Below are 23,757 nucleotides of genomic sequence, written 5' to 3' on the forward strand. Positions count from 1 at the left end.
TTAGCCACGGATAAACACGAATTTACACAGATAGACCCCAAAGGCCTGTCGAACATCAATCCGTGTTCATCCGTGGCCAAACTGCTTTTAAGAATTGAACCCCATGACCATCATTGAATCCCTCGACCACGAAGGGCGCGGCGTCGCCCATGTGGAAGGCAAAACCATCTTCATCGAAGGCGCCCTGCCCGGCGAAACGGTGGAGTATTCCACCTTCAAGAAGAAGCCCAGCTACGAGCAGGCCACGGCAACGAAAATCCTCAAGTCCAGCTTCATGCGCGTCACGCCTCGCTGCCCGAATTTCGGCCTGTGCGGCGGCTGCAGCATGCAGCACATGGAAGCCGGGGCGCAGGTCGCTGCCAAGCAGCGCGTGCTGGAAGATAACCTGTGGCATATCGGCAAGGTGCGGGCAGAGGAAATACTACCCGCGATCTACGGTCCTCCCTGGGGCTACCGCCACCGGGCGAGGGTGTCGGTCAAATATGTGCGGAAAAAAGAGCGCGTTCTGGTTGGCTTCCATGAAAAGCGCAGCAGCTTTATCGCCGACATGGAGAGCTGCGAAGTGCTGCCCCCGCGCATTTCCGCCCTGCTCATGCCGCTGCGCGCATTGGTCGAGCAGCTTTCCATCCGCGAGCGGATGCCGCAGGTGGAGGTGGCGCTGGGCCAGGATGTCGACGTGCTGGTGCTGCGCATCATGGATCCGCTGAATGAGCAGGATGAAGCGCTGCTGCGTGCCTTCGCGGACCAGCATCGGGTCCAGTTCTTCCTGCAGTCCAAGGGCCCCGATACGGTGCAACCATTTTATCCGCTGGATGCGCCCGAGCTCAACTACACCTTGCCGGATTTCGACATCGTGATGCCGTTCCGGCCCACCGAATTTACCCAGGTCAACCCGGATATCAACCGCGTGCTGGTGCGGCGCGCAATTAACCTGCTCGACCCCAAGCCGGGCGAGCGCATCGCCGACCTGTTCTGCGGGCTGGGCAATTTCAGCCTGCCGATCGCCCGGCGCGGTGCCGATGTGGTGGGGGTCGAAGGCAGCGCCGCCCTGGTGCGGCGGGCGCAGGCGAATGCCGAGTACAACGGACTATCGGCGCGGGCACGGTTTGTCGAGGCGAATTTGTTCGAGACGGATGCAATCGGCCTGAAAAAACTGGGACATTTCGACAAAATGCTGATCGACCCGCCGCGTGACGGCGCGCTTGAAGTGATCAAGGCGCTGGCGGAAGACGGGCCGCAGCGGATCGTCTACGTGTCGTGCAGCCCGGCCACGCTGGCGCGCGATGCCGAAGTGCTGGTGCACACCAAGGGCTATGCGTTGAAAGCCGCCGGCGTGGTCAACATGTTCCCGCATACTGCGCACGTCGAATCCATCGCCCTGTTCGAGAAATAAAAAAGGGCGGCCAATCGGCCGCCCTTTCATGATGCTGCGTAACGCCTAGTCGCGTTCGCCAGACAGTGCCATCAACAACTGCAACAGGTTGACGAACAGGTTGTAGATATCCAGGTAAATCGCCAGGGTGGCCATGACGTAGTTGGTTTCCCCGCCGGTGACGACACGGCTCACATCAAACAGGATGAAGCCGGAGAAAATCAGCACGGCGATCGCGGAGATGGTCAGTTGCATCACCGGAATCTGGAAGAACATGTTGGCCAGCGAGGCGACGATCAGCAGGATCAGCCCGATGAACAGGAACTTGCCCATGAAGCTGAAATCTTTCTTGGTCACCGTGGCAATGGTCGCCAGGGAGAAGAAGATCACGCCGGTGCCGCCTGCCGCTATTCCGACCAGTTGCGCGCCGTTTCTCAGATGCAGGGCAACTTGCAGGATAGGTCCGAGCATCAGGCCCATGAAGAAGGTAAGCCCAAGCATCAGAACCACGCCCAAGCCGTTGTCGCGGTTTTTGCTGATACCCCAGAACAGGCCGAACATCACCGCCAGCATGATGATGAAACCCAGAATCGGGCTTTGCGCCATGAACGAGAAGTTCAAGTTGATGCCGATCACTGCGCCGATCACCGTCGGAATCATGCTCAAACCGAGCAGCATGTAGGTGTTGCGCAATACCTTGTTGGCCGCAAGGGCCAGTTCGGTTGTTTGTGACGTCATTCGTAGTTCTGGTTGCATCAGTTAACTCCTCGTTACAAAAAAAGACATGAGTAAGACTACGCAATTCGGGTTAAAGTTTCAAGCACTGGTCAATGCAGGCGGCAAACGGTATCATGGCGGCCATCGGAAGGTTGGCCGAGTGGTTTAAGGCAGCAGTCTTGAAAACTGCCGATCTGAAAGGATCCGTGAGTTCGAATCTCACACCTTCCGCCATCTCCTGATGTTCAATGTTCGCCCCCATGCACCATTACGTTGCTCAAATTACTGTTCTGAACTCCCGGACCGGTATCTGAAGAAAACCTGTTAATTTCCTGAACTCAAGATAAGACGCCATTCCTGACCCGTTGCTGAATTCGGAATGGCCGCTTGGCGCGAAACTTGCGTGTGCCGATATAGTCGCAGTCAATATTGTCCGGAATCGAACATGGCACAAGACACTCCATCGGTGCAATTGGTCACCATCTATGAAATCAGCAAGATCCTCGGCTCCTCGCTGGATCTGCACAAGACGCTGCGCGGCGTGCTGAACCTGCTTTCCTCGCACTTGCACATGCAGCGCAGCATGGTCAGCCTGGTGCAGGAGGACGGTGAGCTGCAGGTGGTGGCTGCGGTCGGGCTGTCGCCGGAAGAGATTCGGCGCGGCCGCTTTCTGATTGGCGAAGGCGTGACCGGGCGCATCCTGCAGAGCTGCATGCCGGCGGTGATTCCCGATGTCGCCAAGGAACCCCTGTTTCTCAACCGCACCGGCTCGCGCAAAGGCGAGGAGGTGGGGCTGGCGTTTATCGGCGTGCCGATCAAGGTGGGGCGCCGCTGCATCGGTGTGCTGGGCATGGATCGGGAGGCGGACGGGGCGGGCCGCTTCCAGGGCGATGTCCGTTTCCTTACCATGGTCGCCAACCTGATCGGCCAGAACGTGCGCCTGCACCAGAACGTGGCAGCGGAGCGCGAGCTGTTGATGCAGGAGAAGTTCCGGTTGCAAAAGGAACTGCAAGGCAAATTCAGCCTGGAAAACGTGATCGGCGTGAGCAAGCGCATGCAGCAGGTCTTCGCCGACGTGCACCAAGCCGCGCCGGGCAAGGCTACCATCCTGCTGCGCGGCGAATCCGGCACCGGCAAGGAAGCCATCGCCCGCGCCATTCACTACCTCAGCCCGCGCAAGGACGCCCCCTTCATCAAGCTCAACTGCGCTGCCCTGCCGGAGAGCCTGCTCGAATCTGAATTGTTCGGCCACGAGAAGGGAGCTTTTACCGGCGCTACCTCGGACCGCAAGGGCCGTTTCGAGCAGGCCCACGGCGGCACGCTGTTTCTCGACGAGATCGGCGACATCTCGCCGGCATTCCAGGCCAAGCTGCTGCGCGTGCTACAGGAGCGCGAGTTCGAGCGGGTCGGCGGCAACCGCACCATCCGCGTGGACGTGCGGATGATCACCGCCACCAACCGCAATCTGGAAGAAATGGTGAGCAAGGGCGAGTTCCGCGCCGACCTGTACTTCCGCATTAACGTGGTGTCGATTTTCCTGCCGCCGCTGCGCGAACGGCGCGACGATATCCCCCTGCTGCTGGAGCATTTCATGGAGAAGTTCAACCGCGAAAACAAGCGCAACTTCACCGTCAGCCCGGAGGCGCTCCACACCATCACCCAATGCAACTGGCCGGGCAACGTGCGCGAGCTGGAAAATTGCGTCGAGCGCATGGCCACCATGACGCGCGGCAACCTTATCCGCCAGTCCGACCTGCTGTGCGAGAAGGGGCTGTGTTTTTCGTCGGCGCTGAAGGACTACGGCAAGGAGCACCGGTCGATTCCGCTCGTGCCGCAGCGGCAATCCGCGCCTGAAAAGCCGACCATACCCGAAGACCTGCCGGAAGCTTATCAGGAGGCGGAAAGCGTCGGCGAGCACCCTGAAGGGCGCCAGCCGGCTTCAGAGCGCGACCGGCTGATGTGGGCGATGGAGAAGTGCGGCTGGGTGCAGGCCAAGGCGGCGCGGCTGCTTAATCTCACGCCGCGGCAGATGGGCTATGCGTTGAAGAAGTTTAATATTGAGATCAAGCAGCTGTAGCGGACCAGTAGTGTTGCATAGATGATTGGCGCTGGGATGGTGCCCCCAAGCTACAGATTCATGTGCGCGAAGCGCGCCTAATTAATTATCTTCTTGTCGCATTCTTCACTTTCCCACATCTTTTGTCGCATTCAAGACAACGCACGAGTTCCATTCATCTTCATGTTTTTAAAGTAATTAAACTAAAATAGCTACATGGCACGCTTGTTGCAGAAAGAGAAACAAAGCCAACAAGGAGCAAGCGATGCCACCAAAAGTCATTCCCATATTTGCCTCTCAGGCTGCCCAGGCTTCTGGCTGCGGCGCGAAGGGCGGTTCCGGCAAGTCCAGTTGCGGCTCCGCCGCCGGGCCTAGCGATCTGTCACCCGAGGTCTGGGCGAAGGTCAAGGATCACCCCTGCTACAGCGAGCAGGCGCACCACCACTTCGCCCGTATGCACATCGCGGTGGCGCCGGCCTGCAACATCCAGTGCAACTATTGCAACCGCAAGTACGACTGCGCCAACGAAAGCCGTCCCGGCGTGGTGAGCGAGAAGCTCACGCCGGAGATGGCAGCGAAGAAGGTGCTGGCGGTGGCGGCGGCGATTCCCCAGCTTTCGGTGGTCGGCATCGCCGGGCCGGGTGATGCGCTGGCCAACCCGGAAAAAACATTCCGCACTTTCAACCTGATCCAGAAAGACGCGCCGGACATCAAGCTGTGCCTGTCCACCAATGGGCTGGCGCTGCCCGATTACGTGCAGGCCATCGCCGACCTCAACGTGGACCACGTCACCATCACCATCAACATGGTCGATCCGGAAGTGGGCGAGCTGATATATCCGTGGATCTACTACAACAAAAAGCGCTGGAAGGGGCGCGACGCCGCCAAAATACTGGGCGAGCGCCAGATGGAGGGGCTTGAGATGCTGACCGCGAAAGGCATCCTGGTCAAGATCAACTCGGTGATGATCCCCGGCGTCAACGACACCCACCTGGCAGAGGTGAACCGGGCGGTGAAATCGCGCGGCGCTTTTCTCCACAACATCATGCCGCTGATCTCCGATCCAGCCCACGGCACCCATTACGGCCTCACCGGCCAGCGCGGCCCGACTCCGCAGGAGCTGAAGGAGTTGCAGGACAGCTGCGAGGGGAGCATGAATTTGATGCGCCACTGCCGCCAGTGCCGCGCCGATGCGGTGGGGCTGCTGGGCGAGGATCGCGGCGCGGAATTCAGCACCGACAGGATCGCGGCAATGGACGTGGCTTACGACCCCGAACCGCGCCAGGCCTACCGGGAATACGTCGAGCGCGAACGCCGCGACCAGGAGGCCGCGCGCGAGTCCGAACTCGCCGCCATGACCGGGCAGGCGGGCGGCGCCAAGGTACTGGCGGCCGTCACGACCAAGGGCGGCGGCCGGATCAACCAGCACTTCGGCCATGCCAGCGAGTTCCAGATTTACGAGCTGAGCGGCGCGGGCGCCAAGTTCGTCGGCCACCGCAAGGTAGGCGTGCCGACACGGTATCGCGAAGCGCCCGGTGCGGGAGGCGCGCCTGCCCTGCCGCCTCAGCAATATGAATTTATGGCGGACGATGAACGGCAGGGCGTGAACTACTGCCAGGGCGGCTGGGGCGAGGAAGACATCCTGGAGGATGTGACCGCCGCGATCAAGGACTGCGCCGCGGTGTTCACTTCCAAGATCGGCCTGTGCCCGCGCAAGGACCTGGCCATGGCCGGAATCGAAGTGGTGGACGGCTACGCCCATGAGTACATCGAGCCTTCCCTGATCGCCTGGTTCCGGCAGCGCATGGAAACGGCTCAGCCGGCCGTGTCGGCGGCTTGAACCAAAAATTAATTTAGCCACGGATGACCAAAAGTAGGCGCCTCTAGGCGACACGGATTTACACGGATTAAAGGCGACGATACATAACGATCCATACCCAGTCTTTAGTTGTCTGGTGATTTTGGGGTTTATCGGTGTCAATCCGTGTTCATCCGTGGCAAAGCGTTGTTAAGGTTTTTCATTTATTAAAAAGGAGAACACCATGCCTTACAAGATCATCTCTTCCACCTGCACCGCCTGCACCGCCTGCGAGCCGGTTTGCCCCAATGTCGCGATCAAGGAGAAGAACGGCACCTACATCATCGATCCGAAGAAATGCACCGAATGCGAGGGCGAAGACCCGCAATGCTTCGAGGTCTGCCCGGTAGACGGCTGCGTGGTGGTGGATAAAAGTTTGCCGCGCTACGCGGCTTGAGGAGAGCAGCATGAACGTCACTATCGCGATTCCGGCGGAAAATTTCATCCGCCGCATGATCCGCTTCAACGGCGGTGCCGGCTCCGGATTCAGGCTGGTGCTGAAGCCCGGCGGATGCTCCGGGATGGACTACGACTTTTCCGTGGAAAAAGAGCCGCTGCCCGGCGACACCGTGGTGATGCACGACGATATCCGCCTGTTCGTGCCGGAGGCATCGGTTCCCTTGCTGGACGGCGTCATCATCGGCTTCGAGGAAAGCATGACCCAGACCCGGCTGGTGTTCGTGAACCCGAACATGCCCCAGTCCTGCGGCGGGGTGTGCGGCAGTTCCGCCGCCGCGGCGAACGTGGTGAGCCTGGTGCGCAAGCCGGTCTAGCCATGAAAATCAGCCGCGATAGCGACACAATTGAAATCGACGGTCCGCCTCATTTCGAATACGGCCAGAAGGTGCGTTCGCTGATGAATATCCGTAACGACGGCACTTTTCCAGGCAAGGAGATCGGCGACGTGCTGGTGAAAAAAGGCGACGTGGGTTATGTGGCCAAGATCGGCACCTTTCTCCAGCAGTTTTACATCTACGGCGTGGATTTCTACGAGCGCGGCTACATCGTGGGCATGAAGGCGCGGGAGCTGGATACGGCGGAGACGGAAAGCGTTTTTGGAGAAACCAATGAACCTGAAAAACTCGGTTGAACCGCTGAGGACGCAGAGGACGCGGAGGAATTCAAATGCTTGAAGTAAAAAATGCACTCACCTAAATGGTGACTCGGCATAACTTGGCAATGCCTTGTTTTTGCGAGTTGGGCGATAAAGCCGCCCATCCCTGCCTACCCCGTTTCCTCAGCGTCCTCAGCGTCCTCCGCGGTGAATTTTTTTTAGGATGAACCTAAAAACTCAGTTAGAAAAAAGGTTTTTAAAATGAAAGTCATGATCCGCAAAGATTCAACGGGCGCGCTGACCGCCTACATCGCGAAAAAAGACCTGGAAGAGCCCATCGTTTCGATGGAAAAGGCGGAGATGTGGGGCGGCGTGGTGACGCTGGCCAACGGCTGGAAATTCGCCTTGCCGGAGATGGCGGCGGACACCCGCCTGCCGCTGACGGTTGAAGCGCGCAAACTGGGAGAATGAAGATGGACGCCGTATTGCATGAAATTTCGGCGGCGCTGGCGAAAGGCGGCGTGGTGCCTTACCTCGGGCCGGAGTTGCTGGAGCAGGGCGGCGAGAATCCGGTGCCGGCCTCGTTCGAAGCGCTGGCTGCGCGGCTTTCCGCCAGGGTGACTGTGCCGTTCAAAATCCGCACCAACATGACAGCGGCGGCGCAGTACATCGAGAACTTCAAGCACCGCAAGACGCTGGTCGCGGTGATGAGAGAGATTTTTCAGCCCCCGGTCGCGCCTTCCGCCCTGCACCGCTATTTCGCTTCCCTGCCCAATCTGCCGCTGCTGGTGGACACCTGGTACGATGCCGCCGCGCAGGCCGCGTTGGCGGGCCGCCCGAGCTGGGGCCAGATTCAGGGCGTGAGCCGCGCCGAGTACCGCGACCAGTGGGTCAAGTATTATCGGGCCGACGGCACCGAAACCAGCGAAGCCCAGGCTGCTGGATGGGACACCGTGCTCTACAAGCCTTTCGGCTCGATTGCGCCGGCGGCCAATTTCATCGTTTCCGACTCGGATTTCGTCGAAGTGCTGACCGAGATCGATATCCAGACCCCGATCCCGCCGCGGGTGCAAGCCTTACGTAGCGGGCGCAGCTTCCTCTTCATCGGCTGCCATTTCCGCAACCAGCTGGAGCGCGCCTACGCCCGCCAGATCATGAAACGCTCCTGCGACGGCCCGCACTGGGCGGTGCTGTCGGGCGAACTGACCCGGAACGAGATCAAGTTCCTCGAAGAGCAGAACATCCAGCGTCTGGACATCAGGTCGGCGGAATTTTTTGCGGCGCTCTGCGGGCTGCCGGTTGCCGCCTGAATGAGCCAATTCCGGATCGTCGAGGCAGTGCACGCCGACTTGCCGGTCTTGGCGCAGCTGCTGGGGCGGCTTTTCTCCATTGAAAGCGACTTTTCCCCCGATGCCGGCAAGCAGACCAACGGCTTGCGGCTGATCATCGAAAACCCTGCGCTGGGCAGCATCTTTGTTTTGCGCGTTCAGGATCGGATCGTTGGCATGGCAAACGCGCTGTCCACCATCAGCACTGCTGAAGGCGGGCCAGTGCTGTTGCTGGAAGATGTGATCGTGGCCGAAGCATATCGGGGGCAGGGGTTGGGCAGTAAATTGGTGCAGCATGTGCTCGCCTGGGCCGAGGCAAGAGGCTTTCTCCGCGTGACCCTGCTGGCCGACCGGAATAATGTGCCCGCTTTGCGCTTCTACGAGAAACAGGGGTTTCTGACCTCGGCCATGGCGGTGTACCGCCATGGCCTGGCTGTGGGGTAATCGGCGCCGTTCAGCGAAACGGGTTGGAAAGCCTCACGGTATAACTGGCTGGCGCCGCACGCTCGCGGCAGTCGCCCTCTTCGCCGCCCCGGAACAGGTAGGTGAGCCAGCGCCCGTCCTTCATGCGCCATGCACGGGCCTTTTCGAAGTAGGTCACGACTTCGAGGAAGTTGTCGTCCTCATCGAAACGCTCGGTCGTGACTGCATAGGCGTGCTGGTAGAAGCAGCGTTCGTTCGCCGAGTCGTAGCCGTGGCTCTTTTCCGAGCGGGCCGATGGATCGGCGAAGGTATCCAGCTTCACTGGCGGCACCACTTTGACGGCATATTCGGAGGGCAGCGATTTCATCCATTCGTTTTTCATTGGGTTTCTTTTCCATTTTCTCAAGACAGCAAGGCAACGCTCTTCACTTGGGCAAACACCGCCATCCCCGGCCTGAGGCCTAGCAGGGCGCTGGACTTGCGCGTGATCCGCGCCAGCAGCGGGACGCCTCCGGCATCGAGCCGCACCACGACATGGGCGGGGGTTTCGTCGGCAATCTCCACCACCCTGGCCGGCAGGATGTTGAGGATGCTGGAATCGCTGTGCCGTTCCAGGGCGAGGCTGACGTCGCGGGCATGGATGCGCAAACGCATCCGATGCCCCAAGGTATAGGGCTGGCGGGCGACGCTGATGCTGCCTCCGGCAAAATCGAGCCGGGTGAGATGATAGGTCTCATCGTGTTCGCCCACCATCGTGTCGATCACCACTCCGGCCTCGTCGCCGTGGGCCAGGGGTAGATCCAGACGCGTCAACATTTCGTGAATCGGCCCGCTCGCCACGGTTTTTCCCCCTTCCATCAGCACCATGTAGTCGGCCAGTCGCGCCACCTCGTCCGGAGAATGGCTAACGTAGACGACGGGGATGGAAAGCTCGTCGTGCAGCCGCTCCAGATAGGGCAGTATCTCCTGCTTGCGCGCCAAGTCGAGCGCCGCCAGCGGTTCGTCCATGAGCAGTATCCTGGGGCTCACCGCCAGTGCGCGGGCGATGGATACACGCTGGCGTTCGCCGCCGGAAAGCCGATCCGGCATGCGCTCCAGCAGGTGGCCGATGCTCAGCAACTCGATGGCGCTGTCCAGCGACACCCGCCGCGCGCCGTCCGCGATGCGGCTCATGCCGTATTTGAGATTGCGCCGCACGCTGAGGTGCGGAAACAGGCTGGCCTCCTGGAACACGTAGCCGAGGGGGCGGCGGTGGGTGGGCAGGTAAATGTCCTTGCTGTCGTCCTGCCAGATTTCGCCGTTGACTTCCAGATAGCCGTTGGATGCCAGTTCCAGGCCGGCCAGACAGCGCAGCAGCGTGGTCTTGCCCGAGCCGGAAGGGCCGAACAGCGCGGTAACCCCCCGGCCAGGCAGAGTCAAATCAACATCCAGATCGAAACCGGAAAAGCCAAGCTTGAAGCGTGCCTCGATGCTCATAGGTGCACCGTCATGTAACGCCGGTTGAGGGCATAGACCATCACCAGCATCAAAAAGGAAGCCGCCAGCAAGCCACCGGCCAGGATGTGTGCGGAAGCGTATTCCATGGCCTCGGCATGGTCGTAGATGGCGATGGACAATACCCGCGTCTGGTCCGGGATGTTGCCGCCGACCATGAGCACCACGCCGAATTCACCGACAGTGTGCGCGAAGGTAAGGGTGATGGCGGTGAGAAAGCCGCGCCGGGTCAGGGGCACCACCACGGTGAAGAAGCGGTCCCAGGGTCCGGCGCGCAGGGTGGCGGCCGCCTCGATCATACGGTTGCCCACGGCGTTGAAGGCGTCCTTGAGCGGTTGCGTCATGAAGGGCAGGGAATAGATGGTCGAGGCCACCACCAGGCCAGGGAAGGTGAAGGCCAAGTGATGCAGGCCCATGGTTTCGAGAGTGCCACCGACCAGTCCCTTGGGGCCGAGCAACACTAGCATGTAAAAGCCCAGCACCGTGGGTGGGAGCACTAGGGGCAGGGCCACGATTGACTCCGCCACCACGGCAAAGCGTGAGCGACTGCGGGCCAGCCACCAAGCCAGCGGCGTGCCCAGAACAAGCAACACCAGGGTAGTGACACCGGACAATTCCAAAGTCACTTTAAGCGCCAGCCAATCGGATTCGGACATGATGTTTCCCTCTCACTCGCCCGGCAGGACGAAGCCGTAGCGGCGCATCACCGCCCGTGCCGCCGGGGTTTCCATGTAATTGGCGAAGGCCGCCGCCAGAGGATTATCCTTGGCACGGGTGGTGATGACGTAGGCCTGCTCCAGCGGCGCGTGCCACTCGGCCGGGATCAAGGTCCAGGCCCCCTTGTTGGCCAAGGCCGGCCCCTTCACCAGGGACAGGGCAATGATGCCGGCTTCCGCCGCGCCGCTGTCCACGTATTGGGACGTGTGCGCGATGTTTTCACCCATGACCAGCTTGGGTTTCATGGTTTCCCAGACGCCTTCGTGCTGCAAGGCTTCTTGGGCGCGACGGCCATAAGGGGCGTGGTCCGGGTTGGCGATGGCGAATTTGCGGATAGCCGGGCTGGCGGGCAAGGACTTCAACGGCAGCTTCGCCAGTTCCGGCTTCAGGCTCCACAGCACGATGCGACCGATGGCATACAGCTTGGGCGGCGTGGCTGCCAGTCCCTTGTCCCGCAGTTCACGGGGATAGGCGATATCGGCGGAGAAGAACAGGTCGAAGGGCGCGCCGTTCTGTATCTGGGTGTGGAACTTGCCGGAGGAGCCGAAGATGACGTCTACCTTGTCGTTGGGATGCTCGGCACGGAAAGCGCCGGTCATTTCCTCCAGCGCGTACTTGAGGTCGGCGGCAGCGGCGATGGTGAGTTCACCCGCTTCGGCGCGGTAAGTAATACCCGCGAACAAGGTTAGCAGAGCGAGGACGCGAAGCAGCAGTTTCATGGGATGTTTCCTTTCTTGGGTGGGTTCAGGGAAGATCGTAGCCGAAGGAGCGGATGACGGCCTTGGCCTTCGGTGTTTTCAGGTAACTCGCCAGGGAAATGGCAGCCGGGTTGTCCTTGCCCTTGGCGAGCACGATTACATCCTGGCGGATAGGTGAATAAAACTCTTGAGGCACCATCCAGGCCGAACCCGAGGCGATGCCCGAGCCGTCCTTGCCCGCCACTTGGGAATAAGCAACGAAGCCCAACTCGGCGGTGCCGGAAGATACGAACATGTGGGCTTGTGTGATGTTCTCCGCCAGCACGAACTTGGACTCCAGCGCAGGCAACACTCCGAGGCGCTTCATGACCTCCATCCCGGCCGCGCCGTAAACCGCCAGCTTTGGATTGGCCAGGGCCAGATGCCGGAAGTCGCCTTTTTTGAGCACCTCGCCCCCGCCATCCACGAAACCGGGCATGGAGGACCATAGCACGAGCTTGCCGATGGCATAGACATAACGGGTGTCGCCCAGGGCTAAACCGTCCCTTGCCAGTTTTGCAGGTGTTTCCTCGTCGGATGCGACCATTACCTCGAAAGGCGCGCCATTATGAATTTGCGCATAAAACTTGCCAACCGTACCGAACGCCAGCACGGCCTTATGGCCGGTGTCCTTTTCGAAGTCGGCGGCGATGGTCTTCATCGGCGCCATGAAGTTGGCCGCCACGGCCACCTGCACCTCGTCGGCCAGAGCAGGTCCGGCCAAGGCCAGCAGCAGGCCGAATAGCAGTTTCGCGGATGTGCTTTTCATGGAATACCTCTTGTAGATAGAAATACTTCAGGCTTTTACGCCGATGATCATGCTGCTGGCCATGAATAGCGCGCACGCTTCCACGCCCTTCTTGAGGCCGAGTTTGGCGACGCTCTCGTTGGTTTTGACGGCTGAAACTTGTCCGTCAAACTGGTTGCGCGCGCTGGTATTCATGGTGCGATCTCCTTGGCTATATATTGTCAGATATAACGAATGGCGGTATAAGGCCGTCCCGTATCACACAGCAAGCTCCGTGCCATTACCCAAACAATAACGAATATTACTTAATATTCAACTAACTGCTTAGAGTTGCCCCGCACAATGAAAGCAAACGGATGTATTCATTCGTACATAACGCTGCACCATCCTAGTGCCCATGCACCGAAAATGTCAATCCGGCGTAGCGGCGAGCAGGGAGGAAAAATACGCCATGTCGTCCGCCACCGCCCCGGCGGCCTTGTCCTCCATCTCCCGGTAGCGGCGCAGCACCTCGCGCCCTAAATCGGAGATGCGGGCGCCGCCGCCGCCCTTGCCGCCGGTGGCGGTTTCCACCAGGGGAGACTTGAAGCACTGGTTCATGGTATCCACCAGCAGCCAGGCACGGCGATAACTCATGTTCATGTGCCGGGCGGCGGCGGATATGGAGCCGGTTTCCGCGATATGTTCCAGCAGCTCCGCCTTGCCGGGGCCGATGGGAATGGCATGGCCGAACAGAATGCGCAGGCGGGGTTGAAGCGAATCGTTCATTGCGGGGATATCGTGTTCCGAAAAGTCAATACGATACCCGTTTGACGTCAGGGCGCAAGAGGCGGCATGCCGAAATGGCGAAGTGGGTTGCCGTCGAATTTCCATGCTGAATCCTGCGCTGCCGGGGCCATCCTCAGCAGTCCTTCCGCCTGTTCGCCGATTCTGCGCGTCACGGCAGGATCGAGCGCGGCAAGCCAGCGCTTGGGGATCGCTTCCGCGCCGTACAGCGCGCCCGCCAGCATTCCCGCCAGCGCCCCCGTGGTATCGGCGTCCTCGCCGCAGTTGACTGTTTCCACCACGCAGCTCTCGAAATTGTCGGTGTAGAAAAAGTGATGCAGCACCGTCTGCACCGTGTCCACGATGTAGCCCGAGGCACGGCCCGGATAGGGGTGGAGGCGGAACTGCCGGTGCTGTTCGATCAGCCGGTTGGCGATGGCGCGGCATTCCCTGATGCCGCCGCCGAGGATCAGGGTTTGTACCATCCGCCCCAGCGCCAGGGTGCCCGCGTCGGAAAACGGGTGGTGGTGGGTGATGTGGGCCTGCTCCAGGCTGTAGCGCTCGAACAGGGCGTCGTTTCCCAGGGTGAACAATGCCACCGGCAGGTTGCGCATGGCCGCGCCGTTGCCCCCGTCGGTGTCGGAGGGCGGGCCTTCGACGATGCCCTGCAGCATGTAGCGGCGGATGCCGCGGCGGCAGGTGGCGCCGACATCCGCCGGTTTGGATTTGAGCCAGGCGGCAAAGGCGTCGGCTGCCGCCACCTGGTTCCAGCCGCCGCTGTCCAGGATCGCCTGGCCGAGATACAGGGACATCTCGGTGTCGTCCGTCACCTGGCCTGGCTTGAGGCGCAACCAGCCGCCTCCGGTGATTTCGCGGTGGGTGCCGTACTGCGCCTTGATTTCCCGCGGCATCAGGAATTCCACCGTGGCGCCCAGGGCGTCGCCACAGGCCAGGCCTAGGTAGGCGCCCAGCGCCCTGCTGTGCAGGAGCGCCGGTGATGGGGAATGGGTAATGGGTGATGAATGCGTCATCAAAAATAACTCATCGTTACCCGGTAATCGCCGCCGATCACCAGATACTCCCCCTCGCCTTTGAGCGGATGTCCGGCCAGCAGGCCATTGAAGAACAGTACTTTCACTAACGGCACCCTGGATTCAAGGATGATGTCGCCGAATTCGTCGGCGATGTAGCGATTGGCGGTGAACGAAACCAGGTTGTTCTGGCGGATCACGGCAGTGCGCTTGTCGATGCGTTCGATCACCCGGTGTTCGTCGAAATTGTTGATGCCGCGGTACAGGGTGATGTGCCTGCGCCCCGGCGCCAGCCACCGCGCCAGCATCCACTGGCAGAACTCGTAGAGGATGTCGAGTTGCAGGCTGATGCTGTTGTTGTGGAATCGGCTCGACATTTTTTGCTCGACGTAGGCGATCCAGGCAGGCGAGGGAAATCGGCCCAGCTTCTCCTTGTGGAAGATGGGCAGCAGGCCGAAGCGGCTTTCCACCCAGCCTTTCAGCACTGCCCCCTCAGGGCCGTTGGAGTCGAACCCCCAGCCTTCCAGCAGACGCCGGTAGCTGGAACGGAAGCGCCGCTTGCCGCCGCCTTCGTCGCCCGCCAGCGCGGTCCCGCCCAGCCCGAACAGCATGCCCATGTAATGCTCGAACATCCCGCCGGCCTCGGCGGAGTTAGTCGCCTTGGCCAGCATCTCGAAAAACGGCCGGTTCAACTCCTGCACGCCGCCGATCGACAGCGCCAGCGGGTAGTCGTTGAAGGCGGCACTGGCTAGGAGGCCGGTGGGGATGCCCACCAGGTTGGTGCTGTGGCCTTTGAAATTGTCGGTTTTGCCATCCATGGCGAGGGGTACAGCAATTTTTGTTCCTAACACTGGCCAAGGTTTGATTTTTTACCGCAGAGGCGCGGAGGCGCAGAGAAAGGCAAAGCATTGGAATGCCGTCAAATAAGGCTATCAGGAAAGCTCTTCTCTGCGCCTCCGCGCCTCCGCGCCTCTGCGGTTCATGTTGTCTGGTGTGGGAATTCGAAGACTTCCCGACATCGCCATCCTGTTTGTCGGCTTTGCGACACAAGTCTGCCATACCCTGATAATCGACAATTGTATTTTATAAACATTGTGTTAGCAGATTTATTCGGGGTATGGCACAGGCTTTGCGTAGTGTCTGGTGCAGGCAGCTGATTCAGCCCGGCCGTGGTGGCGAATAAGAAGACATATCAATGCGTTGCGGAGTTTTTGCGGGACTTGGCACAGTGGTTGCATAAGCGTTGAACAAGGCAGGTTGCATAACAAGCGAACCGAACCGGATTCTTAATTTTTGACGAAGGAGAAACAGATGGGCGCACTTAGACAAATCGCTTTTTACGGCAAGGGGGGGATCGGCAAGTCCACCACTTCCCAAAACACCCTGGCGGCTCTGGCCGAAATGGGCCAGAAAATCCTCATCGTCGGCTGCGACCCCAAGGCCGACTCCACCCGTTTGATCCTGCACGCCAAGGCGCAGGACACGGTGCTCTCCCTGGCCGCCGAAGCAGGCAGCGTGGAAGATCTGGAAATCGAGGACGTAATGAAGTTCGGCTATCGCGACATCAAGTGCGCAGAGTCCGGTGGGCCTGAACCTGGAGTAGGTTGCGCCGGTCGCGGTGTGATCACTGCCATCAACTTCCTCGAAGAGAATGGCGCTTACGAAGGCATGGACTACGTTTCTTACGACGTGCTCGGCGACGTGGTGTGCGGCGGTTTCGCCATGCCCATCCGCGAGAACAAGGCGCAGGAAATCTACATCGTGATGTCCGGCGAGATGATGGCGATGTATGCCGCCAACAACATCTCCAAGGGCATTCTCAAGTACGCCAACGCCGGCGGAGTGCGTCTGGGCGGGCTGATCTGCAACGAGCGCCAGACCGACAAGGAACTGGAGCTGGCCGAAGCCCTGGCGAAGAAGCTGAACACCACGCTGATCCACTTCGTGCCGCGCGACAACGTGGTCCAGCACGCCGAACTGCGCCGCATGACGGTGCTGGAATATGCGCCGGATTCGAAGCAGGCTGAAGAGTACCGTCAGCTTGCCCAGAAAATCCATGCCAACGCCGGCAAGGGCACCATCCCGACTCCGATCACCATGGACGAGCTGGAAGATCTGCTGCTTGAGTTCGGCGTGATGGAGGCAGTGGACGAGTCCATCGTCGGCAAGGCGGCTGCGGCGTAACAGGTTCAACCGCAGAGGCGCAGAGACGCAGAGAAAAACAAAGAGCCGGTGCAATCCTCCGCGCCTCCGCGTCTCTGCGGTGAAAGATATCGAAATAAGGAGTTCGAAATGACTATAGACGTCAAAGCCAGAAACAAGGAAGTGATCGAGGAAGTGCTCTCGGCCTATCCGGAAAAATCCGCCAAGAAGCGCGTCAAGCACCTCGGCGTGCATGAAGAAGGCAAGCCCGATTGCGGCGTGAAATCCAACATCAAGTCGTTGCCCGGCGTGATGACCGTCCGCGGTTGCGCTTACGCCGGTTCCAAGGGTGTGGTGTGGGGCCCGATCAAGGACATGGTTCACATCAGCCACGGCCCGGTGGGCTGCGGCCAGTATTCCTGGGCGTCGCGCCGCAACTACTTCATCGGCGTGACCGGCGTGAACGCCTTCGGCACCATGCAGTTCACCTCCGATTTCCAGGAAAAGGACATCGTGTTCGGCGGCGACAAGAAGCTGGACAAGCTGATGGACGAAGTCGAGGCCCTGTTCCCGCTGAACAACGGCTTGTCGGTGCAGTCCGAGTGCCCGATCGGCCTGATCGGCGACGACATCGAAGCGGTGTCGAAGAAGAAGGCCAAGCAGATCAACAAGACCATCGTGCCGGTGCGCTGCGAGGGCTTCCGCGGGGTGTCCCAGTCCCTCGGTCACCACATCGCCAACGACGCGGTACGCGACTGGGTGCTGGAAGGCTCGGAGGAAAAGAACAAGGATTTCGAATCCACGCCCTATGACGTGGCCATCATCGGCGACTACAACATCGGCGGCGACGCCTGGTCCTCCCGCATCCTGCTGGAAGAAATGGGCCTGCGCGTGATCGCCCAGTGGTCCGGCGACGGCACCCTGAAAGAGATGGAAGCCACCCCCAAGGCCAAGCTCAACCTGATCCACTGCTACCGCTCGATGAACTACATCTCGCGCTACATGGAAGAGAAGTACGGCATTCCCTGGCACGAGTACAACTTCTTCGGCCCGACCAAGATCGCCGAGAGCCTGCGTGCCATTGCCGCCCACTTCGACGACAAGATCAAGGAAGGCGCCGAGAAGGTCATCGCCAAGTACCAGCAGATGACCGATGCGGTGATCGCCAAATACAAGTCGCGCCTCGAAGGCAAGACCGTGATGCTCTATGTCGGTGGCCTGCGTCCGCGCCACGTGATTGGCGCCTACGAGGACCTGGGCATGGAAATCGCCGGTACCGGCTACGAATTCGGCCACAACGACGATTACCAGCGCACCACCCACTATGTCAAGGACGGCACCCTGATCTACGATGACGCGACTGCCTACGAGCTGGAAAAATTCGTCGAGAAGATCAAGCCCGACCTGGTCGGTTCCGGCATCAAGGAAAAGTACGTGTTCCAGAAAATGGGCGTGCCGTTCCGCCAGATGCACTCGTGGGACTACTCCGGCCCGTACCACGGCTACGACGGCTTCGCCATCTTCGCCCGCGACATGGACATGGCCATCAACAGCCCGGTGTGGAGCAAGACCAAGGCGCCGTGGAAAAAGTAAGTAATGTGTGATGGGGAATGGGTAATGGGTCAACACCATCGCTCATCACCCGTCACCCATCACCCATCACCCAAATAGAAGGAGATTCAAAATGAGTCAAAGCGCAGAGAAAGTCCTCGATCACATGAACCTGTTCCGCGCGCCGGAATACACGGACATGTTCGAGTCGAAGAAAACCTGTTTCGAGGGCGGCTACCCGGATATCAAGGTGCAGGAAATCGCCGACTGGACCAAGAGCTGGGATTACCGCGAGAAGAATTTTGCCCGCGAAGCGCTCACCATCAACCCGGCCAAGGCCTGCCAGCCACTGGGGGCGATTTTCGCCGCCGTCGGCTTCGAGGGCACGCTGCCTTTCGTGCACGGCTCGCAAGGCTGTGTTGCCTACTTCCGCAGTCACTTCAGCCGTCACTTCAAGGAACCCTCCTCGGCCGTGTCCAGTTCCATGACCGAAGATGCAGCGGTGTTCGGCGGACTCAACAACATGGTCGACGGCCTGGCCAACAGCTATAGCCTGTACAAGCCGAAGATGATTGCGGTTTCCACCACCTGCATGGCGGAAGTGATCGGCGACGACCTCGACAGCTTCATCAAGACCGCGAAACAGAAGGGTTCCATCCCGGAAGAATTCGACGTGCCTTTCGCGCATACCCCGTCTTTCGTCGGCAGCCACATCACCGGCTACGACAACATGATGAAGGGTGTTCTCACCCATTTCTGGGAAAAAGCGGAGCGCAAGGAGGACGGCAAGATCAACTTCGTCGGCGGTTTCGACGGCTACACCGTGGGCAACCTGCGCGAAGTCAAGCGCATGTTCGACCTGATGGGTCTGGACTACACTATTCTGGGCGATAACAGCGATGTGTTCGACACCCCGACAGATGGCGAATTCCGTATGTACGACGGCGGCACCAAGCTGGAAGCGGCCAAAGACGCGCTCAACGCCAAGGGCACCGTGTTCATGCAGCACTACGGCACGGAAAAAACCGCCGAGTACGTCAAGAGCAAGGGTCAGGAAGCGCTGGTGTTCAACCACCCGGTCGGCGTCACCGCCACCGACGAGTTCCTGATGGCGATTTCCAAGCTCACCGGCAAGGAGATTCCCGCCGCGCTGGAAATGGAACGCGGTCGCCTGCTCGACGCCATGGCCGATTCGCAAGCCTATCTGCACGGCAAGAAATTCGCCATCTACGGCGATCCCAGCCTGTGCATGGGTCTGACCGCCTTCCTGCTGGAAATGGGCGCCGAGCCGGTGCACGTGCTCGCCACCAACGGCAACAAGGACTGGGCCGCCGCAATGCAGGCGCTGCTCGACGCCTCGCCCTTCGGCCAAGGCTGCAAAGCCTACGCCGGCAAGGACCTGTGGCACATGCGCTCGCTGCTGGCGACGGAACCGGTGGACTTCCTGATCGGCAATACCTACGGTAAGTTCCTCGAACGCGACATCGGCACCCCGCTGATCCGCATCGGCTTCCCGGTGTTCGACCGTCACCACCATCACCGTTATCCGGTGTGGGGCTACCAGGGCTCGCTCAACGTGCTGGTGAAAATTCTCGACAAGATTTTCGACGAGATGGACAAGTCCACCAACGTGCCGGGCAAGACCGACTACAGCTACGACATCATTCGTTAACGGCGGTGAGGGGTGAGAGGGTAGAGGTGAGGCGTAGCCTTGTTTCTACGCCTCACCTTTCACGCCTAATCCCTCACGGAGTAAATAATGGCCAACATTACGTTCTCATCCCCGGCGCTGAAAAAAGACATCACCGTCTATGCCGTCGCCGGCGACCGAAAAACCCTGCTTTCAGTAGCGCAGGAGCACAAAATCCCCATCCACTACGAGTGCGAGGACGGCGAATGCGGTTCCTGCTCCGTACAGGTTACGCATCTAGGCGCACGCGCCCCCAAGGCTGTGCACCTGACGGAAAAGGAAAAAAACCGTACTGGTGCTCAACGGCAAGCTCAGCAAGGCCGATCTCGAACAGATCAATATCAGCGATGTGGCACCGAAATGGCGCATGGCTTGCCAGTACATGCTGCTGGACGAGGACATCCTGGTCGAGTTCTGATCAGGTCAGGCTGTTCGACCACTCAACCCACTGCGTATTCAGTGGGTTTTTTGATGTTAATGGCAAGCAGTCCTTGTTTTTTGCCGGCCAGCCCATATTAGGAACTACTCCCGTTCCATTCAGGCAATGCGCATGACTACACTTGACCACCAGTTCTCCGAAATCGTTGCCAAACAGCACGTACTCGAATCCCATCCCGTTTTTTCTTCGATCAAGGATATCGAAGACCTGCGTTTGTTCATGTCGTGGCATGTCTTTGCCGTATGGGATTTCATGTCCCTGTTGAAGCAGCTCCAGCGCAAGCTGACGACCGTCGACTTGCCCTGGGTGCCGCCCAGTAATCCGCTGGCAGCCCGGCTGATCAATGAAATCGTGCTCGGCGAGGAATGTGACGACATGCCGGGAGGCGGCTACCTAAGCCACTATGAAATGTATCTGCTGGCGATGAAAGAAATTGGCGCGTCTACGGCGCAGATCGAGTCATTCGTGCAACGTATCCGCTCGGGAGCATCGGTCGAGGAAGCGCTGGATGGCGTTGGCGCGGAGCCTTCCATCAGACGCTTTGTCGGCAGCACGCTAAACACCGCCAGCACGGGAAGCGTTCATCAGGTGCTGGGCAGCTTCTTCTTCGGCCGGGAAAATGTCATTCCAGCCATGTTCCGGAGCCTGCTGGCCCATTGGCAGATGGATGAAAAAGATGCGCCGATGTTTGTGTATTATCTCAACCGTCATATCGAACTGGATAGCGACAGCCATGGCCCGGCGGCCTGGAAAATCATCAAGGAACTGGCCGGCAACGACCAGGCAGCCATCGCGCAGATCAAGTCGGCAGCCGAGGAAGCCATCAATGCGCGCCTTGGACTGTGGGACGGCCTGACCGAACGCTTGAGCAAATAAGCGTCTGCCGATCAGAAAATTTATTGCAGAATAATAAACTCGTGCCTGGCCCATTTAATTAAGATTGGCCAGGCTTGATGGGGGCAGCCCACATGATTCTCACAAGAAGCAGTCGGGAAACGGCTAAACTGCTGATCACGGTTGCGACCAGTGATAGACCGGTTCCGACCCTGAGCGGACAGATGGTTCGCTTAAAACCGGACGTTTAATGGTTGCGCTTGGGCGCTTTCTGCCCTTCATGTGGCGCTGCGCCAATCTAGAGGCCATTAGCATCAAAGCCATCTAGGTGTAAGCGCCCTCGACGCTGTCGGCGAAGAGCCATTTCTTCTGGCCGATCACCACAGCCTTCACTTCACGCTCTGCGATGTCGTTGTCGATCGCCAAGCGCCCAGGGCTATGCGATAATTGTTTATTTATCAAGGGGGTCGGACAATGCGTGGTCTGCGTTGGTGTGTGGCGATGTTGCTTGCGCTATCCTGCGCCGCTGTTCTGGCGTGTGAGCCGTCTAATGTCAAAGACGCCATGTCGGGTCAAAAGGCGAACTTCAAAGATTTGCCAAACATGATTGGCGCAATGAAAGGAACGTGGGTCGGCTGCGACGACTCGGGAAACCCGGTAAAGATCACGGTTAGTAACTATGGGACTGTTGACGGCACCATGGCGCATTACGGCAACGACCATCGTACTGACTACACCAACTGTAGTTGGCATGCCCTCCGGAACTCGATGGTGTTTCCTAATGTCGGGTCATACAGCGTCAATGTAACTGCGATCGCTTGCGCCGAAGACCCAAAGGCGCAGGATGCAACCCACGGCGACACAGGTCAACTCTATCTGTTCGGTGGCAGGGACACTATCAGCTACATCGTGGTTGAAGTGAAGAATAGGAACTACGCCGTGGTGAAAAAAGCGCCCTAGTAGCTACAACTGGCGTAACCACCAGTTCTGAACTACAGGAGTGACTTCGCCGGTTTCGGTAGCGTGCAGCGGTACAAACTCAGCAAAGGGCGATCTTGAAGAAACCGAAGCGGCAAACGAGACAGAGGCAGCAGAAGCCCAGGTCCACTGCCAAACCCCGCGTGATACCGGCACCCAGTAGTTCTTTGTTGCGCCGCTTTTTCGAACGACTTGCTTCGCTCCTGCGTCGCATTTGGAAACAGCTCGGAGCGGTCGCTGCTGTCGCAGGAATCGTTGGCGCGGTCGCCGGTATTGCTCAGTACCAGCATGCGAACCTGGTAGACGAGCGAGAGGGAAAGCTGGGGGGACAGTTAGTCATATCTGTTGGAGATAACGCTCCGCTTAACAAGAATGTGCCGACGTATTTCTTCTTCAGCATGCCGAAAGACGTCGGCGATGCGCGCTACCTTGTACCGGTTCATCTCAAGCTGACGAACACATCAAATGCCCACGACGATGAAGTCCGCATGACTATCGAGTATGACCGGAAGTACTTCAGGAGCGTGCTCCCTGATGAAGCCATAAGGCACGACGCAAGCAGGCCGGCAGGTGAACAGCATTACGAATTCAGCAGCGACAGCGCATACGACTACGTCAAATACTCGACGGCTTTCTTGTCGCCGCATGACTCCCGAACGTTTACCGATGCGGCTTTCGCGATGCGCATGCCGTACGATCCCAAGGCTCCACTCCTGTTTAACTCCGGTGAAGGTCTCGATGTAACGGTGAGTACCTATAGCAAGGGAGATATCCCTCGCGACTGGAACATCCGCTATCGAGGACTACGAGTGCCGGACGATGCCGGAATCGAGATGGTCATGAGGGATTGGTACGCAAAGCAGCTTGCGTTTGAAATTAGGCGCGAGACGGGATTTTTGGGCTACCTTCTGAAGTTACTCTTCGAGAAAGAGGAAGTCATCATGTACGGCTTCTCACCCGATTTCCGGTTCATTCCGAAGCAGAATACGTTCGTCCCCACAGGCCTCCCACAGCAGGCCATGGGCTATCGGGTATGGCCATATCACTGGAAGTTGTTGCTCCACTCCTCCTAGACGGCAGTCCGTAACCGGCCTGCATAGGTCCGCTTCTGGCACGTAGCTGCCCGTCGTCACTGCAGAGACTGTCCTCAACCACGGTTAGCTACCTAACAGTTATTAGACAGAGCCTGCGTCCGGACGGTTTGAAATAGGAACTAATGGCGGGTTTCGTCGGAATACGCAATTACTTAGCAGATGGGGTGGTTTTCTGGTTGGCAACTACTTTCTCAAGTTGCATGATGGCACTCACGATTTCACGGGAAACGCTGAAAAACTCCCCAGTAGCGAGCAATGTCTCCGCGCCTTTTTTGTCGCCGCTTTTCGCTTTATTCACCACCTCTGCTGCGATGTCATGGAACATGTTATGTTTCGTAACAAGTTCACGATATTGGGCTGTCCCTTCGTATTGTTTACCCTCGCCGTTAATCCATTGCCCGAGTACGCAGGCATCCGCATTTCCAACTTGGGCAATGTGGAGGGTCTTCCCCCTGCCAATCAGAAAGTTGTGCAAATACATTTTCCACTTCAGGTGGCTGACGATCGCGTCATCGAAGTCCATGTCCTCTCCCATCGCGATGTTAATGCAATTTTGGCGTGTCTGAAAAGGTGACTGCTGCATTTCAGATGTAAGCGGCCAGCCGCTCCACCTGTAGTTTCCCGCTAATCCCGTGCATTCTGGGTGCTTTTTCGGAGGGACTCCAGATGGCGAAGAGGCATGGGCAGGCATTCTGGCGAGCGCATCTTGAAGCTTGGCATCGGAGTGAT

At 59.1% G+C, this 23,757-nt stretch carries 28 protein-coding genes, 1 tRNA gene and 1 pseudogene; 18 read left to right on the forward strand and 12 right to left on the reverse strand.

From position 1 onward, the window contains the following. The first annotated feature begins 103 nt into the window (after window positions 1–103). Window positions 104–1,393 carry a 23S rRNA (uracil(1939)-C(5))-methyltransferase RlmD gene (gene rlmD, locus VMV64_RS14160; protein WP_325331432.1) on the forward strand — a complete coding sequence of 430 codons (1,290 nt, stop codon included), beginning with the start codon at window positions 104–106 and terminating at the stop codon, window positions 1,391–1,393. 45 nt (window positions 1,394–1,438) lie between these two features. Here rlmD and VMV64_RS14165 read toward each other — a convergent pair whose 3' ends face one another. After that, window positions 1,439–2,128, reverse strand: a complete 690-nt coding sequence (locus tag VMV64_RS14165; protein WP_325331434.1) for a Bax inhibitor-1/YccA family protein — start codon at window positions 2,126–2,128, stop codon at window positions 1,439–1,441. Window positions 2,129–2,235: 107 nt separating this feature from the next. Here VMV64_RS14165 and VMV64_RS14170 point away from each other — a divergent pair. From VMV64_RS14170 to VMV64_RS14210, 9 genes are all read left to right on the forward strand, one after another. Continuing rightward, a tRNA-Ser gene (locus VMV64_RS14170) sits at window positions 2,236–2,323 on the forward strand. Between the two features lie 211 nt (window positions 2,324–2,534). Beyond that, entirely contained in the window at window positions 2,535–4,166 is a 1,632-nt protein-coding gene (nifA, locus tag VMV64_RS14175) for a nif-specific transcriptional activator NifA (RefSeq protein ID WP_325331436.1), read from the forward strand. A 244-nt stretch (window positions 4,167–4,410) separates the two neighbouring features. After that, window positions 4,411–5,985 carry a nitrogenase cofactor biosynthesis protein NifB gene (nifB, locus tag VMV64_RS14180; protein ID WP_325331438.1) on the forward strand — a complete coding sequence of 525 codons (1,575 nt, stop codon included), beginning with the start codon at window positions 4,411–4,413 and terminating at the stop codon, window positions 5,983–5,985. A gap of 202 nt (window positions 5,986–6,187) precedes the next feature. Beyond that, on the forward strand, window positions 6,188–6,400 hold the full coding sequence (locus tag VMV64_RS14185) for a 4Fe-4S binding protein (RefSeq protein ID WP_325331440.1): 213 nt from the start codon (window positions 6,188–6,190) through the stop codon (window positions 6,398–6,400). A 10-nt stretch (window positions 6,401–6,410) separates the two neighbouring features. Further along, entirely contained in the window at window positions 6,411–6,776 is a 366-nt protein-coding gene (locus tag VMV64_RS14190; protein WP_325331442.1) for an iron-sulfur cluster assembly accessory protein, read from the forward strand. 2 nt (window positions 6,777–6,778) lie between these two features. Further along, window positions 6,779–7,093 carry a nitrogen fixation protein NifZ gene (locus VMV64_RS14195; RefSeq protein WP_325331444.1) on the forward strand — a complete coding sequence of 105 codons (315 nt, stop codon included), beginning with the start codon at window positions 6,779–6,781 and terminating at the stop codon, window positions 7,091–7,093. Between the two features lie 225 nt (window positions 7,094–7,318). Further along, a complete protein-coding gene (gene nifT, locus VMV64_RS14200) occupies window positions 7,319–7,528 on the forward strand; it encodes a putative nitrogen fixation protein NifT (protein ID WP_325331446.1) in 210 nt (69 codons plus the stop codon). Window positions 7,529–7,530: 2 nt separating this feature from the next. Beyond that, window positions 7,531–8,367 carry an SIR2 family protein gene (locus VMV64_RS14205; RefSeq protein ID WP_325331448.1) on the forward strand — a complete coding sequence of 279 codons (837 nt, stop codon included), beginning with the start codon at window positions 7,531–7,533 and terminating at the stop codon, window positions 8,365–8,367. Then, on the forward strand, window positions 8,368–8,829 hold the full coding sequence (locus VMV64_RS14210) for a GNAT family N-acetyltransferase (protein ID WP_325331450.1): 462 nt from the start codon (window positions 8,368–8,370) through the stop codon (window positions 8,827–8,829). 10 nt (window positions 8,830–8,839) lie between these two features. Here VMV64_RS14210 and VMV64_RS14215 read toward each other — a convergent pair whose 3' ends face one another. The 9 genes from VMV64_RS14215 to VMV64_RS14255 form a co-directional block, all read right to left on the reverse strand. Next, window positions 8,840–9,190 (reverse strand): hypothetical protein, encoded by a 351-nt coding sequence (locus VMV64_RS14215; RefSeq protein WP_325331452.1) that lies wholly within the window; start codon window positions 9,188–9,190, stop codon window positions 8,840–8,842. A 20-nt stretch (window positions 9,191–9,210) separates the two neighbouring features. Further along, the gene (modC, locus tag VMV64_RS14220; protein WP_325331454.1) at window positions 9,211–10,284 is read right to left on the reverse strand and encodes a molybdenum ABC transporter ATP-binding protein; all 1,074 of its coding nucleotides are present in this window, start codon (window positions 10,282–10,284) and stop codon (window positions 9,211–9,213) included. After that, complete coding sequence (gene modB / locus VMV64_RS14225; RefSeq protein ID WP_325331456.1) at window positions 10,281–10,958, reverse strand: molybdate ABC transporter permease subunit; 678 nt, start codon at window positions 10,956–10,958, stop codon at window positions 10,281–10,283. The genes modC and modB overlap by 4 nt, the downstream gene beginning before the upstream one ends. A gap of 12 nt (window positions 10,959–10,970) precedes the next feature. After that, window positions 10,971–11,738 carry a molybdate ABC transporter substrate-binding protein gene (modA, locus tag VMV64_RS14230; RefSeq protein ID WP_325331458.1) on the reverse strand — a complete coding sequence of 256 codons (768 nt, stop codon included), beginning with the start codon at window positions 11,736–11,738 and terminating at the stop codon, window positions 10,971–10,973. 25 nt (window positions 11,739–11,763) lie between these two features. After that, complete coding sequence (modA, locus tag VMV64_RS14235) at window positions 11,764–12,525, reverse strand: molybdate ABC transporter substrate-binding protein (protein WP_325331460.1); 762 nt, start codon at window positions 12,523–12,525, stop codon at window positions 11,764–11,766. A gap of 27 nt (window positions 12,526–12,552) precedes the next feature. Beyond that, on the reverse strand, window positions 12,553–12,699 hold the full coding sequence (locus VMV64_RS14240) for a hypothetical protein (RefSeq protein ID WP_325331462.1): 147 nt from the start codon (window positions 12,697–12,699) through the stop codon (window positions 12,553–12,555). A gap of 216 nt (window positions 12,700–12,915) precedes the next feature. Then, the gene (locus VMV64_RS14245) at window positions 12,916–13,272 is read right to left on the reverse strand and encodes a winged helix-turn-helix domain-containing protein (RefSeq protein WP_325331464.1); all 357 of its coding nucleotides are present in this window, start codon (window positions 13,270–13,272) and stop codon (window positions 12,916–12,918) included. A 47-nt stretch (window positions 13,273–13,319) separates the two neighbouring features. Next, a complete protein-coding gene (gene draG / locus VMV64_RS14250) occupies window positions 13,320–14,300 on the reverse strand; it encodes an ADP-ribosyl-[dinitrogen reductase] hydrolase (RefSeq protein ID WP_325331466.1) in 981 nt (326 codons plus the stop codon). Then, window positions 14,300–15,118, reverse strand: a complete 819-nt coding sequence (locus tag VMV64_RS14255) for an NAD(+)--dinitrogen-reductase ADP-D-ribosyltransferase (protein WP_325331468.1) — start codon at window positions 15,116–15,118, stop codon at window positions 14,300–14,302. Before VMV64_RS14255 ends, draG begins: the two co-directional genes overlap by 1 nt. 493 nt (window positions 15,119–15,611) lie before the next feature. Between VMV64_RS14255 and nifH the strand changes: the two genes are divergently transcribed. The 6 genes and pseudogenes from nifH to VMV64_RS14280 all read left to right on the forward strand — a co-directional run bounded on the left by nifH (window position 15,612) and on the right by VMV64_RS14280 (window position 20,998). Then, entirely contained in the window at window positions 15,612–16,484 is an 873-nt protein-coding gene (gene nifH, locus VMV64_RS14260) for a nitrogenase iron protein (protein WP_325331470.1), read from the forward strand. A gap of 108 nt (window positions 16,485–16,592) precedes the next feature. Continuing rightward, window positions 16,593–18,035, forward strand: a complete 1,443-nt coding sequence (gene nifD, locus VMV64_RS14265; RefSeq protein ID WP_325331472.1) for a nitrogenase molybdenum-iron protein alpha chain — start codon at window positions 16,593–16,595, stop codon at window positions 18,033–18,035. A 91-nt stretch (window positions 18,036–18,126) separates the two neighbouring features. Further along, on the forward strand, window positions 18,127–19,665 hold the full coding sequence (gene nifK / locus VMV64_RS14270; RefSeq protein ID WP_325331474.1) for a nitrogenase molybdenum-iron protein subunit beta: 1,539 nt from the start codon (window positions 18,127–18,129) through the stop codon (window positions 19,663–19,665). Between the two features lie 87 nt (window positions 19,666–19,752). Continuing rightward, a pseudogene (locus VMV64_RS17445) lies at window positions 19,753–19,911 on the forward strand (2Fe-2S iron-sulfur cluster-binding protein); the annotation flags it as partial. A gap of 67 nt (window positions 19,912–19,978) precedes the next feature. Next, window positions 19,979–20,101 carry a hypothetical protein gene (locus VMV64_RS14275; protein ID WP_325331476.1) on the forward strand — a complete coding sequence of 41 codons (123 nt, stop codon included), beginning with the start codon at window positions 19,979–19,981 and terminating at the stop codon, window positions 20,099–20,101. Window positions 20,102–20,233: 132 nt separating this feature from the next. Then, window positions 20,234–20,998 carry a DUF3050 domain-containing protein gene (locus VMV64_RS14280; RefSeq protein ID WP_325331478.1) on the forward strand — a complete coding sequence of 255 codons (765 nt, stop codon included), beginning with the start codon at window positions 20,234–20,236 and terminating at the stop codon, window positions 20,996–20,998. Between the two features lie 282 nt (window positions 20,999–21,280). Here the strand turns inward: VMV64_RS14280 and VMV64_RS14285 are convergent, their stop codons facing one another. Then, complete coding sequence (locus VMV64_RS14285) at window positions 21,281–21,418, reverse strand: IS66 family transposase (protein ID WP_414718898.1); 138 nt, start codon at window positions 21,416–21,418, stop codon at window positions 21,281–21,283. A 12-nt stretch (window positions 21,419–21,430) separates the two neighbouring features. On the opposite strand from VMV64_RS14285, the gene VMV64_RS14290 reads away from it, so the two are divergent. Together VMV64_RS14290 and VMV64_RS14295 are read left to right on the forward strand one after the other, a co-directional pair. Next, a complete protein-coding gene (locus tag VMV64_RS14290; protein ID WP_325331480.1) occupies window positions 21,431–21,916 on the forward strand; it encodes a hypothetical protein in 486 nt (161 codons plus the stop codon). Between the two features lie 95 nt (window positions 21,917–22,011). Next, window positions 22,012–23,007 carry a hypothetical protein gene (locus tag VMV64_RS14295; protein ID WP_325331482.1) on the forward strand — a complete coding sequence of 332 codons (996 nt, stop codon included), beginning with the start codon at window positions 22,012–22,014 and terminating at the stop codon, window positions 23,005–23,007. Window positions 23,008–23,176: 169 nt separating this feature from the next. Here VMV64_RS14295 and VMV64_RS14300 read toward each other — a convergent pair. Continuing rightward, on the reverse strand, window positions 23,177–23,757 hold a 581-nt coding region (locus tag VMV64_RS14300; protein WP_325331484.1), incomplete at its 5' end, for a CZB domain-containing protein.

It is taken from the genome of Sulfuricella sp. (assembly GCF_035531155.1).
Lineage (GTDB): Bacteria > Pseudomonadota > Gammaproteobacteria > Burkholderiales > Sulfuricellaceae > Sulfuricella.

Bases quoted from the DNA above. Each gene is read 5' to 3' on its own strand.
- rlmD (WP_325331432.1), top strand. From the start codon at position 104: ATGACCATCATTGAATCCCTCGACCACGAAGGGCGCGGCGTCGCCCAT.
- VMV64_RS14165 (WP_325331434.1), bottom strand. From the start codon at position 2,128: ATGCAACCAGAACTACGAATGACGTCACAAACAACCGAACTGGCCCTT.
- nifA (WP_325331436.1), top strand. From the start codon at position 2,535: ATGGCACAAGACACTCCATCGGTGCAATTGGTCACCATCTATGAAATC.
- nifB (WP_325331438.1), top strand. From the start codon at position 4,411: ATGCCACCAAAAGTCATTCCCATATTTGCCTCTCAGGCTGCCCAGGCT.
- VMV64_RS14185 (WP_325331440.1), top strand. From the start codon at position 6,188: ATGCCTTACAAGATCATCTCTTCCACCTGCACCGCCTGCACCGCCTGC.
- VMV64_RS14190 (WP_325331442.1), top strand. From the start codon at position 6,411: ATGAACGTCACTATCGCGATTCCGGCGGAAAATTTCATCCGCCGCATG.
- VMV64_RS14195 (WP_325331444.1), top strand. From the start codon at position 6,779: ATGAAAATCAGCCGCGATAGCGACACAATTGAAATCGACGGTCCGCCT.
- nifT (WP_325331446.1), top strand. From the start codon at position 7,319: ATGAAAGTCATGATCCGCAAAGATTCAACGGGCGCGCTGACCGCCTAC.
- VMV64_RS14205 (WP_325331448.1), top strand. From the start codon at position 7,531: ATGGACGCCGTATTGCATGAAATTTCGGCGGCGCTGGCGAAAGGCGGC.
- VMV64_RS14210 (WP_325331450.1), top strand. From the start codon at position 8,368: ATGAGCCAATTCCGGATCGTCGAGGCAGTGCACGCCGACTTGCCGGTC.
- VMV64_RS14215 (WP_325331452.1), bottom strand. From the start codon at position 9,190: ATGAAAAACGAATGGATGAAATCGCTGCCCTCCGAATATGCCGTCAAA.
- modC (WP_325331454.1), bottom strand. From the start codon at position 10,284: ATGAGCATCGAGGCACGCTTCAAGCTTGGCTTTTCCGGTTTCGATCTG.
- modB (WP_325331456.1), bottom strand. From the start codon at position 10,958: ATGTCCGAATCCGATTGGCTGGCGCTTAAAGTGACTTTGGAATTGTCC.
- modA (WP_325331458.1), bottom strand. From the start codon at position 11,738: ATGAAACTGCTGCTTCGCGTCCTCGCTCTGCTAACCTTGTTCGCGGGT.
- modA (WP_325331460.1), bottom strand. From the start codon at position 12,525: ATGAAAAGCACATCCGCGAAACTGCTATTCGGCCTGCTGCTGGCCTTG.
- VMV64_RS14240 (WP_325331462.1), bottom strand. From the start codon at position 12,699: ATGAATACCAGCGCGCGCAACCAGTTTGACGGACAAGTTTCAGCCGTC.
- VMV64_RS14245 (WP_325331464.1), bottom strand. From the start codon at position 13,272: ATGAACGATTCGCTTCAACCCCGCCTGCGCATTCTGTTCGGCCATGCC.
- draG (WP_325331466.1), bottom strand. From the start codon at position 14,300: ATGACGCATTCATCACCCATTACCCATTCCCCATCACCGGCGCTCCTG.
- VMV64_RS14255 (WP_325331468.1), bottom strand. From the start codon at position 15,118: ATGGATGGCAAAACCGACAATTTCAAAGGCCACAGCACCAACCTGGTG.
- nifH (WP_325331470.1), top strand. From the start codon at position 15,612: ATGGGCGCACTTAGACAAATCGCTTTTTACGGCAAGGGGGGGATCGGC.
- nifD (WP_325331472.1), top strand. From the start codon at position 16,593: ATGACTATAGACGTCAAAGCCAGAAACAAGGAAGTGATCGAGGAAGTG.
- nifK (WP_325331474.1), top strand. From the start codon at position 18,127: ATGAGTCAAAGCGCAGAGAAAGTCCTCGATCACATGAACCTGTTCCGC.
- VMV64_RS14280 (WP_325331478.1), top strand. From the start codon at position 20,234: ATGACTACACTTGACCACCAGTTCTCCGAAATCGTTGCCAAACAGCAC.
- VMV64_RS14290 (WP_325331480.1), top strand. From the start codon at position 21,431: ATGCGTGGTCTGCGTTGGTGTGTGGCGATGTTGCTTGCGCTATCCTGC.